Origin of the sequence: Bradyrhizobium uaiense (assembly GCF_010811875.1) — a bacterium.
Classification (GTDB): Bacteria; Pseudomonadota; Alphaproteobacteria; order Rhizobiales; family Xanthobacteraceae; genus Bradyrhizobium; species Bradyrhizobium uaiense.
The window spans coordinates 21,552-30,998 of the sequence record NZ_VKHP01000101.1; the positions used below are offsets into that span (position 1 = coordinate 21,552).

8 protein-coding genes and 1 pseudogene are annotated in these 9,447 nt (G+C 66.7%); 2 read left to right on the plus strand and 7 right to left on the minus strand.

The genetic code is table 11. From position 1 onward, the window contains the following. Positions 1-24: 24 nt before the first annotated feature. Positions 25-657, minus strand: coding sequence for a TetR/AcrR family transcriptional regulator (locus FNJ47_RS23120; RefSeq protein ID WP_163157224.1), 633 nt, complete (start codon positions 655-657; stop codon positions 25-27). A gap of 95 nt (positions 658-752) precedes the next feature. Between FNJ47_RS23120 and FNJ47_RS23125 the strand changes: the two genes are divergently transcribed. Beyond that, positions 753-1,418: an O-methyltransferase gene (locus FNJ47_RS23125; RefSeq protein ID WP_163157227.1), complete on the plus strand. Its 666-nt coding sequence runs from the start codon at positions 753-755 to the stop codon at positions 1,416-1,418. 47 nt (positions 1,419-1,465) lie between these two features. Here FNJ47_RS23125 and FNJ47_RS23130 read toward each other — a convergent pair whose 3' ends face one another. From FNJ47_RS23130 to FNJ47_RS23140, 3 genes are all read right to left on the minus strand, one after another. Then, on the minus strand, positions 1,466-2,194 hold the full coding sequence (locus FNJ47_RS23130) for a hypothetical protein (RefSeq protein ID WP_163157228.1): 729 nt from the start codon (positions 2,192-2,194) through the stop codon (positions 1,466-1,468). 108 nt (positions 2,195-2,302) lie between these two features. Further along, the gene (locus FNJ47_RS23135; RefSeq protein ID WP_163157230.1) at positions 2,303-2,560 is read right to left on the minus strand and encodes a hypothetical protein; all 258 of its coding nucleotides are present in this window, start codon (positions 2,558-2,560) and stop codon (positions 2,303-2,305) included. 117 nt (positions 2,561-2,677) lie between these two features. After that, on the minus strand, positions 2,678-3,592 hold the full coding sequence (locus FNJ47_RS23140; protein ID WP_430649411.1) for an NAD(P)H-dependent flavin oxidoreductase: 915 nt from the start codon (positions 3,590-3,592) through the stop codon (positions 2,678-2,680). 144 nt (positions 3,593-3,736) lie between these two features. On the opposite strand from FNJ47_RS23140, the gene FNJ47_RS23145 reads away from it, so the two are divergent. Beyond that, a complete protein-coding gene (locus tag FNJ47_RS23145) occupies positions 3,737-5,299 on the plus strand; it encodes an AMP-binding protein (RefSeq protein ID WP_163157234.1) in 1,563 nt (520 codons plus the stop codon). A gap of 167 nt (positions 5,300-5,466) precedes the next feature. Here FNJ47_RS23145 and FNJ47_RS23150 read toward each other — a convergent pair whose 3' ends face one another. The 3 genes and pseudogenes from FNJ47_RS23150 to FNJ47_RS23160 all read right to left on the minus strand — a co-directional run. Then, the gene (locus tag FNJ47_RS23150; RefSeq protein ID WP_163157236.1) at positions 5,467-7,623 is read right to left on the minus strand and encodes a hybrid sensor histidine kinase/response regulator; all 2,157 of its coding nucleotides are present in this window, start codon (positions 7,621-7,623) and stop codon (positions 5,467-5,469) included. A 397-nt stretch (positions 7,624-8,020) separates the two neighbouring features. Next, entirely contained in the window at positions 8,021-8,794 is a 774-nt protein-coding gene (locus tag FNJ47_RS23155; protein WP_163157238.1) for a thioesterase family protein, read from the minus strand. Then, positions 8,794-9,333 (minus strand): annotated as a pseudogene (locus tag FNJ47_RS23160) (NAD(P)H-dependent flavin oxidoreductase); the annotation flags it as partial. The gene FNJ47_RS23155 and the pseudogene FNJ47_RS23160, both read right to left, overlap by 1 nt. Positions 9,334-9,447 lie beyond the last annotated feature (114 nt).

Sequence of the window (9,447 nt, forward strand, 5' to 3'; positions counted from 1 at the left end):
ACGCTGCTCGATAGGCTGCGCGTTTCACTGCCTTCCGAGGCTCTTCAGATACGCGCAGAACATGTCGGCCATGGCGTCGGCATAGGCGGAGATCTCCGCGCGCGTTCGTGGGCTCTCCGAAAAATCCTTGCCCACCGCACTCAGTGTCGTCGTGATCAGATCGCCCGCCATCCTGCGCATGGCATCGGGAGCCTTCGGCAAAGCTTCGCGCATGAAGGCTTCGATGGTGCCCTCGCTGGAGGCCCTCGCCTCGTGCGCCTCCGGCGCATCGCGATAGAGCGGCGCGGCGTCGCTCAGCGCGACGCGCACCGCGGCCTCGTCGCATTCGGAGCGGATGAAGGCGTGCACCAGCGCACGCAGCCGGTCCAATGGCGGCCGCGCGGCATCTTCGAGGATGTCGCGCAGCAGAGCGGTGGTCTGCCGCCACTCGTCGCTCTGCAGCCGGAACAGGATCGCCGCCTTGTTCGGAAAATACTGGTACAGCGAGCCGACGCTGACGCCGGCCCGCTCTGCCACCCGCGCCGTCGTGAAACCCTGCGCACCCTGCTTCGTCAAAACCTGAACAGCGGCATCCAGAATGGCCGCGACGAGCTCGCTCGAGCGGGCCTGTTGCGGCTGTTTTCGTGAGGAAATTGAAGGGCTTCGCCGGCCGGCCATCGACGCCTTGAGGGAATGCGATTAGCGAATGCGAATAATTATTCGTATTTCTGACGAGGCGCAAGGACGCGCCGCTTTTTTGACCGGAGACCCACATGACCACGCTTACCTCACCCAAGCTCGCGGGCCTGCTCGATCGCCTGTTCGCGCAAGCTTCCGCCGCGGTGCAGGAAACCCGGCTCGCGGTGGCCGACCTTTCCGACCAGGAACAGGCACGCCTGATGCGAAGCAGGACCGACTACCGCGCGCTCTATGGCCGCTTCAACTATGTACCGCTCGCAGTCTCTCGCGAGACCGGCGCGCTGCTCTACATGCTGGCGCGCGGCGCACGCGCGCGGAACATCGTCGAGTTCGGCACATCGTTCGGCATCTCGACGCTGCACCTCGCCGCCGCACTGCGCGACAATGGCGGCGGGCGCCTGATCACCAGCGAGTTCGAATCGTCCAAGGTGACGCGCGCGCGGGACAATCTCGTCGCCGGCGGGCTTGACGACCTGGTCGAGATCCGCGAGGGCGATGCGCTCCAGACGCTGCGCGCAGGTCTGCCCGATGCGATCGAGCTCGTGCTGCTCGACGGCGCCAAGGCGCTCTATCCCGACATCCTCGATCTCGTGGAGAGCCGCCTGAAGCCGGGCGCCTTCGTGGTCGCCGACAATGCCGACTATAGCCCCGACTATCTGGCGCGCGTGCGCGCACCAGAGAGCGGCTACATCTCGACGCCGTTCGGCGGAGACGTCGAGCTGTCGATGCGGCTTGGCTGAGGTGAATGTCGGCGAAGCGCAGGTTCGGTTACGACCGAACCCTGCGCTCAGATCATCGCAGCGACGCGTTCGAGGCCAATCAGGCGCGCCAGCGAACGGACCTCGTTCTTCTGATCCTCACGGAGCTGGAACAGCAGCGGCATCGCCGCCGACTTCAGCTGCTGAACTTCCTCGGAGTCGGGATCGATCGGCATGTTGCCCGCGGCGGGATCGCCCTGACGCTTGGCGTGGATCTTGCGGGCGACGGCGCGCAGCGCGGTCTCGACGGCGGGCCAGTAATATTCCTGCGACGACGACAGCTTGAGCCGATCCTTGATGCCGGCGATCTGCGCATCGCTGAGCAGTGCGTAGGTCCTCTGCGGCGCCGGCTTGGCGGCAGCCTTGGGCTTCGGCGCAGCCGCGACCGGCGCAGGTGCGGGCTCGGCGATCTTTGGCTGGGCCGCTTCGACAGGATCGGTGATCTGCGGCAGGCCGATATCGGCGGGTTCGACGGAGGCGTAAGCCTGGCGCACCGTATCGGTTGCGCCCGGGATCGCGGCTTGCGCACGCAGCAGCAGCGGCGACGGACTGGCCGGAGGTGCGGCCGGCTGGGGCACTTCAAAGGCGGCAGTGGCGAGCGTCGTGACCGCAAGCTTGTCCTGCTTGCTGGCGCGATTGGCAACCGGGCCGACATCGGCCTGCGCCGCCGGCAGGCTGTCACGACCCAAAATGGCTGTGATCGCAGCGCCTGCGAGAAGGAAGCAAGTCAGCGCGGCGAGGGTGATGGCTCTGGTCAAAAACAACTCCATTGCCGGCCGGTGTCACCGCAAACTGCGCGCGAAATGCGGCGTTAGCGTGCCGTGACAGCGCCAAATAGGTGAAATCGTCCCGAAACGGACCGAAAATCAGGCCACGGCGTCAAGCTCATAGGCTTCCTGGATGTCGGCCACGATCTCATGCGCGGTCCATAGCGCGCCGGGCTGGACCGAATGCATGCTGACGGTCCAGTTGGTGCGGCGGGTGCGCGGGGTGCTGACGATGTCGAATTCGACCTGACGGCACAGCGGATGCCGCTGCAGGGCGTAAAACACCCGGGTCCGGAGTTCGTTGAGTGAGGCCGGGGTCTTGGCCGAATCCCTGGCAAGGAGCGCCTCAAAAGCCATGTCGCATTCCCACAACTTGCCGGGCGGCCAGCCGTGGCGGCGGACCATCCCGTGACGCATAGTTGGGACTGGCATGGTTAATGCCGCGTTAAGCGGACATGCGGGGTTTTTAGGCGGTCAGACCAGCCGCACCCGCGCACTCGCCGCTTCGTACTCCGCGATCGTCTGCGCCACGAGTTCGTCGACGCCGAGCACCCCGGTCACCCCCGAAGCGGAATGACCGCCGCTCCAGATGTCGCGCCAGCGCTTCGGCCGGCTTTCGCGGGCGCCGATGTCGATGTCCTTGCCGATATCGATCGCGCCGCGCGCCGGCAAGTCATTGGGATCGAGACCGGCGGCCTCGATCGAGGGCCGCAGCATGTTGGTCTGCAGGCCGGTGAACGCCGTCGTCAGCAGGATGTCGTCGGCTGTCGCCTCGACCAGCATCTGCTTGTACCTGTTGTCCGCCATGCTCTCACGCGTCGCGATGAACTTGGTGCCCATATAGGCGAGATCGCAGCCGAGCGCCTCCGCGGCGCGCAGCGCATGGCCATCGCTGATACCGCCGGCGAGCACGATCGGGCCGTCGAAGAATCCGCGCACCGCGCGAACGAACACGAACGGATTGAGCCAGCCGGTCTGCCCGCCGGCACCCGCAGTGAGCAGCACGAGTCCGTCGGCGCCGGCTGCTGCCGCGCGTTCGGCATGGCGGATCGAGGCGACATCGGCGAAGACAAGCGCGCCGGCATCGTGCAGGGGGCCAAGCACCGGCGCCGGCGAGCCGACCGAGGTGATCACAAGCTCCGGTCTGTGCCGCAACAGTGCGGCGAGATCCTGCTGTAGCCGCGTGTTGGAGCGATGCACGATCAGGTTCGGACAGATCGGCGCTGCCGCCCTTCCGCTCGCATCCTCGTGCGCCTGCAAACGGTGCGCGATATCGCCGAGCCAGGCGTCGAGCTGTTCCGTCTCACGGCAATTCACCGTCGGAAACGAGCCGATCACGCCGTTGCGGCAGGCGGCTACCACCAGCTCGACGCCCGATACCAGAAACATCGGCGCTGCAATCAGCGGCAGCCGAAGGCGAAAACGCGCGAGAGGATCAGCGGACAAGTTGTTTCATCCCTGCATCATTGTGTTAGCGTTGCCGCCAACATTGGCACGCAAGAGGCCAAAGACAAAGCGGGAGGAGACCACGACATGAGCAATCCGCTCTATGCATTTCCGGCAGTGTGCGAACAGACCCTGCGGGCGCTGGCGCGCTATCCGTCGCGCACGGCGTTCGCGTGGCCGGGCGGCTCGCTCAGCTATCAGGGCGCGACCGACCTGATCGGACGGATGCAGAGCGTGTTCATGCGGCTCGGCTTTGCGCCGGGCACCCGCGTCGCGATGCTCACCGCCAACCGCGCCGACAGCTGGTGCGCCGGCGTCGCCGCGCAATTGTCGCGGCTCGCGATCACCTGGCTGCACCCGCTCGGCTCGCTCGACGACCAGCTGTTCCAGATCGAGGACTCCGAGGCCGAGATGCTGATCGTCGACGGCATCACGTTTCGCGGTCGCGGTGGCGAGCTCACGGCGAAGGCGACGGGCCTGAAGACCGTGTTCACGCTCGGGGCGGCGGACTACGGCGCCGACCTGTTGCAGGTGGTCGAGGATGCCGGCAGTGCGACCGCGAAGAACTTCGCCCGCGAGGACGACATCTCGACCTTGAACTACACCGGCGGCACCACAGGCAAATCCAAGGGCGCGCTGCGCTATCACCGCGAATATGGCGGCTTCGCCGCCGCCATCCTCGCCGACTTCGAGATTCCCGAGACGCCGCGCTACCTGACGGTGGCGCCCATCAGCCATGTCGCCGGCACCAAGGTGCTGCCGACGCTGATGCGCGGCGGCACCGTGCACATGCTGAAGGGATTCGATCCGGAGGCCGTGTTCACGACCATCGAGCGCGAGAAGATCAACTTCACGCTGTTCGTGCCGACCATGATCTACGTGATGCTGGATCATCCCGCGCTGCCCAGAACCGACCTCTCCTCGCTCGAGCTGTTGCTTTACGGCGCATCGGCGATGTCGCCGAGCCGGCTGGTCGAGGGCATCGAACGGATCGGCCCGGTGTTCTCGCAGCTTTACGGCCAGACCGAATGCTATCCGGTCTCGGTGCTGCGCAAGGCCGACCATGATCCGAAGACGCCGGAGCTGTTCCTGTCCTGCGGCTTCCCGATCACCGCCTGCCAGGTGAATATCCTCGATCAGGACGACCAGGAGGTCGCGACCGGCGAGGCCGGCGAGATCTGCGTGCGTGCTACGCATGTGATGGCCGAATACTGGAAGCGGCCCGACATCACGGCGGAGACGCTGAAGAGCGGCTGGCTGCACACCGGCGACATCGCCCGCAAGGACGAGCGCGGCTACATGTTCATCCTCGACCGCAAGAAAGACATGATCGTCTCCGGCGGCTTCAACATCTTTCCGCGCGAGGTCGAGGATGTGCTGTCCCAGCATGCCGATGTCGCGATGGTCGCGGTCGTCGGCGTGCCCGACGACAAATGGGGCGAGGCCGTCACCGCCGTCGTGGTGGCGCGCGAAGGCACGACGCCCGACGCCGACGAGCTGATCGGCCTGGTGAAGGCGAAAAAGGGCTCGGCGCACGCGCCGAAGCAGATCCAGTTCGTCAAGGAGCTGCCGATGACGGGCGTCGGCAAGGTCGACAAGAAGGTGCTGAAGGCGCGCTTCTGGACCGGCCGCGACCGCATGGTGGGGTGAGAGCGCTATCCCCGTCATCCTGAGGTGCGCGCTCTTGCGCGCCTCGAAGGATGCACGGCCCCCGACACGGCAGCTCGAGCTATCCCCGCTTGCGGCAACCAGCCGGGCCGTCGCCCTTCGAGGCTCGCTCCGCTCGCACCTCAGGGTGACGGTGAGAGAGCGGGCACTCAGGGTGATGGTGAGAAAGTGGACGGCGTGGCAACACTGTCGGTGGCGGCTGTTGCTACTTGCTGCTTTGCGCCCTGCCCCAGCAGCTGATCGAGCCGCTCGCGCAGCTGATCCTGATGATAGGGTTTGGCCAGCCGCGGCAGATCGACCTGGATGCCGTCGGGCAATTCGGCATAGCCGGTGGCGAGCAGGACGAGGAGTTGCGGCCGCACCTTGCGCGCGGCCGCCGCGAGCTCGATCCCGGTCATGCCGGGCATCACGTGATCGGTCATCATCAGGTCGATCTCCTGGTCGCTCCTGAGGATATCGAGCGCGTGCGGTCCGGAGCTGGCGCCGATCACGCGATGACCAAGGTCCTCCAGCATCTCCATGGTCGACATCGCGATCAGCGGATCGTCATCGACCAGCAGAATGATCGCCGAGCGCTTGACCGTCTGCGCCGCAGGCGGCGGGCTCTCGACCGCCGGCACGGCAGTCGCGACCGGCAGCACCAGCACGGCCGTGGTGCCCTTGCCGACCGCGCTTGACAGTTGCAACTCGCCGCCGAGCTGGACCGCGAGCCCATGTACCATCGACAGGCCGAGCCCGGTGCCCTTGCCCACCGGCTTCGACGAGAAGAACGGCTCGATCGCCCGTTTCAGCACGTCCGGCGACATGCCGGTGCCGCTGTCGACCACCGACAGCTTCAGATAGTTGCCGGGCTCCAGCGCCTGATCGCTCTTGATCGGATCGTTCTTGGCCAGATCGTTCCTGGTCTGCGAGGCCGCGAGGCGGATCTCGATCACACCGCCATCCGGCATCGCATCGCGCGCATTGATCGCCAGGTTGAGCACCGCAAGCTCGAGCTGGTTGGTATCGACGCAGGCCGGCGGCAGCCCCTCGGGTATGTCGAGCCTCAGCACGATGCGCGGTCCGAGCGAGCGTTCGAGCAGATCGCTCATGTCGCGCACGAGCAGACCGAGATCGACCGGCACCGCGCGCAGATCCTGCTGCCGCGCGAACGCCAACAGCCGCTGCGTCAGCGAGGCGCCGCGCTCGGCGCCCTGCAACGCGCCGTCGACCAGCCGCTGCAGGCGCGGGTCTTCCGGCATCCGCTTGCGCAACAGATCGAGATTGCCCATCACCGCCATCAGCAGATTGTTGAAGTCGTGTGCGACGCCGCCGGTGAGCTGGCCGATCGCCTCCATCTTCTGGGCATGGCGGAGCTGCTCCTGCGCCCGCTCGCGCGCGGCAACCTCCTTCATCAGGTCGGCAGTGCGCTGCTCGACCCGCTGCTCCAGCGTCGCGGTGAGTTCGGCAAGCGCGGTGCGCTCGGCGGCGAGCTGCGCCAGCAGCGCCTCGCGCTCGATCTCCGCGGTCTTGCGCGCGGTGATGTCGGAGCAGACCCCGACCAGCGAGCGGATGCTGCCGTCGGGCCGGCGCACCGCGCGGGCACGCACGTCAACCCAGTGCTCGGTGCCGTCGGGCCAGATGTTGCGGTATTCGATCCGGTAATCCGCGCCGGTGCGCAACGTTTGCTCGACGATCTCACTCCGGCGGGCCCGGTCGTCGGGATGCACCGCATCCAGCAGTTCCTGATAGGTGAAGGGACCGCGGGGATTGCGCCCGAAGAACGTCTTGCAGGTCGGCGACGCCTCGAGCTCGAAATCTGGCAGATGAAGCTCGAGCGCGCCGAGATGCCCGGCATCGAGCGCGGTCTGCAACAGGCCTTCGCTCTCGGTCAGGTCCTCGAGGATCTGACGGGTCTGGTATTGGCGGCGGCGGCCGCGCACCGTCGCGGCGACCAGGCTCACCAGCGTGGTCGGATGAAACGGCCGCTCGATGAAGGTGACATTGCCCAGCGCACGGCCGAGCCGCGCCGCTTCGGGATTGCGCTCGGGGCCGCCCTTCTCACTGATCAGCACGATGGGAAAATCCGACCATGACGGCTGCTCGTTCAGCCAGCGCGTCAGGCCGGCGAGGTCGGCGGTCCTGATCGCCTCGTCGGCAATGATCGCAAGGCCCGCCCCGCTTGCGATCTGGTGCTCGAGCTCGGCGAGGTCGCCGCAGATGTTGGCGTAGTAGCCGGCTTCCTTGATCAGATGGGCAGTCCTGACGGCGTCCCGCTCGCTCGCGGCGAGGATGACCGCGCGTTCCGAGGACGGGCCGGGCTTCATCGCGTCTGTCCCTGCGGCGGCCGGGCGCAGGGACCGGCCGGCACAGCACGAAGCCGCCGGGCGGCCAATGCCACGATGCCGGCGGCGGGATCGATAGGCGTCATGGGGCCCCCTAACCGGAGCGAAACTCGCTGGTGCCGCCAACCGTTCCCGCCAGGCGGGGTTATTTTTCGCCGTAGCCGCAGCCGGTTGGCGCCGCGCCTGGATCGCGAAATCGGTGAAACAACCCCATGCACCGTAGACGTGGCCGGCCTTCGCCTTCCCCCTGAAAGGGGGAAGGTCGGGATGGGGGTCAGCCGCAGACGGCGGTGTTTGTGGAGAGAACAGATCCCCACCCGCTTTGCTCTCACGAGCAAAGCGACCTCCCCTTTTCAAGGGGAGGTGGGAGACGAGCAGGCTAGCGCCGCTCGATGACCAGGCTCTGGACCGCGCGGCCGAAATAGCCGCCGGTGTCGGCGAGCCGCGACATCGCAAGCCCGGCGCCGTCGGGCCCGATCCAGGATTCACCGTCGAGCAGGATCCAGTCGCCGACCGGCTCGCGTGCCAGGCTGACGGTGAGATCCGCGTTGATGAAGGTCCATTGATTGAAATCGAGCGCCGGCGAGGTGCCGTTGGAGAAGTCCGAGGCGACCACCGCGCGCATCGCCTGCGAGACGGCCGCGCCCGCGATCAGCGGCTGGTTGACGCGGAACCAGATCGCGCCAGGGCCCATCACGCCGAAGCGGCCGCGCGCGGCCCGCATCGAGATGCATTTCACGAACGGACTGTTCGCAAGATTACCCGGCTCGGCCGGACTTTCGTCGGGGCCCGGCAGATCGACCGGAAGGGCCGCGATATCCGGCGGCAGCTCAGCCGCCTGCTGCTTGATCTTCAGCACGCTGGCCGAGACGACGAGAACGCCGTCGGCAAGCAGCCTGACGCCGCAGAGCTGGATCTTGCGGCCGTCGCGCAGGATCTCGCTCGCAACCGTCAGCGGCGCCACCGGTACCGGGCGCATCAGGTCGATGGTGACCCGCGCGATCCGCATCGGCACCGGCGTCGGGATCGCTTCGGCAGCCCATACCACCAGCGCCGCCGGCGCGGAGCCGTGCTGCATCCGCGGGTCCCACGGACCCGCGGCATCGGGACTGGTGACGACGCGGTCGCCGTCAACGCGAAAGATCGGCTCCATCAAAGCGCCGGATCGACCGCTTCGTCGTATTCCTTCTTGAACCGGCCAATCAGCTCGGCCGCGGGCACCACCTTGGAGATGCTGCCGACGCCCTGGCCCGAGCCCCAGATTTCCTTCCAGGCCTTCGGCTTGGCGCGCTCGCCTGACGAGTCGGTGCCGAAGCTCATCTTCGATGGATCTGATGTCGGCAGGTTTTCCGGATCCATGCCGGCCGCGACGATCGACGGCTTCAGATAGTTGCCGTGCACGCCGGTGAACAAATTGGAGTAGACGATGTCCTCGGCCGAGGAATTGGTGATCATGCTCTTGTAGCCCTCGACCGCGTTTGCCTCTTTGGTCGCGATGAAGGCGGAGCCGATATAGGCGAAGTCAGCGCCGATGATGCGCGCGGCGCGAATGGCGCGGCCGTTGGCGATGGTGCCCGACAGCGCGATCGGCCCGTCGAACCACTGCCGCGTCTCCGACACGAACGGGAACGGCGACAGCGTACCGGCATGACCGCCGGCGCCGGCCGCGACCAGGATCAGGCCGTCGGCGCCGTTCGCGGTGAACCAGATCGTGCACAAGTCGAACAACCGGCTCGATCACGACATGGCGCTTTGCGAGAAGCACAAGGTGCCGATGATCATTTCCTCGCTCGGTGCGCGCGAGGA

Bases quoted from the DNA above. Each gene is read 5' to 3' on its own strand.
- FNJ47_RS23120 (WP_163157224.1), bottom strand. From the start codon at position 657: ATGGCCGGCCGGCGAAGCCCTTCAATTTCCTCACGAAAACAGCCGCAA.
- FNJ47_RS23125 (WP_163157227.1), top strand. From the start codon at position 753: ATGACCACGCTTACCTCACCCAAGCTCGCGGGCCTGCTCGATCGCCTG.
- FNJ47_RS23135 (WP_163157230.1), bottom strand. From the start codon at position 2,560: ATGGCTTTTGAGGCGCTCCTTGCCAGGGATTCGGCCAAGACCCCGGCC.
- FNJ47_RS23140 (WP_430649411.1), bottom strand. From the start codon at position 3,592: ATGTTTCTGGTATCGGGCGTCGAGCTGGTGGTAGCCGCCTGCCGCAAC.
- FNJ47_RS23145 (WP_163157234.1), top strand. From the start codon at position 3,737: ATGAGCAATCCGCTCTATGCATTTCCGGCAGTGTGCGAACAGACCCTG.
- FNJ47_RS23150 (WP_163157236.1), bottom strand. From the start codon at position 7,623: ATGAAGCCCGGCCCGTCCTCGGAACGCGCGGTCATCCTCGCCGCGAGC.
- FNJ47_RS23155 (WP_163157238.1), bottom strand. From the start codon at position 8,794: ATGGAGCCGATCTTTCGCGTTGACGGCGACCGCGTCGTCACCAGTCCC.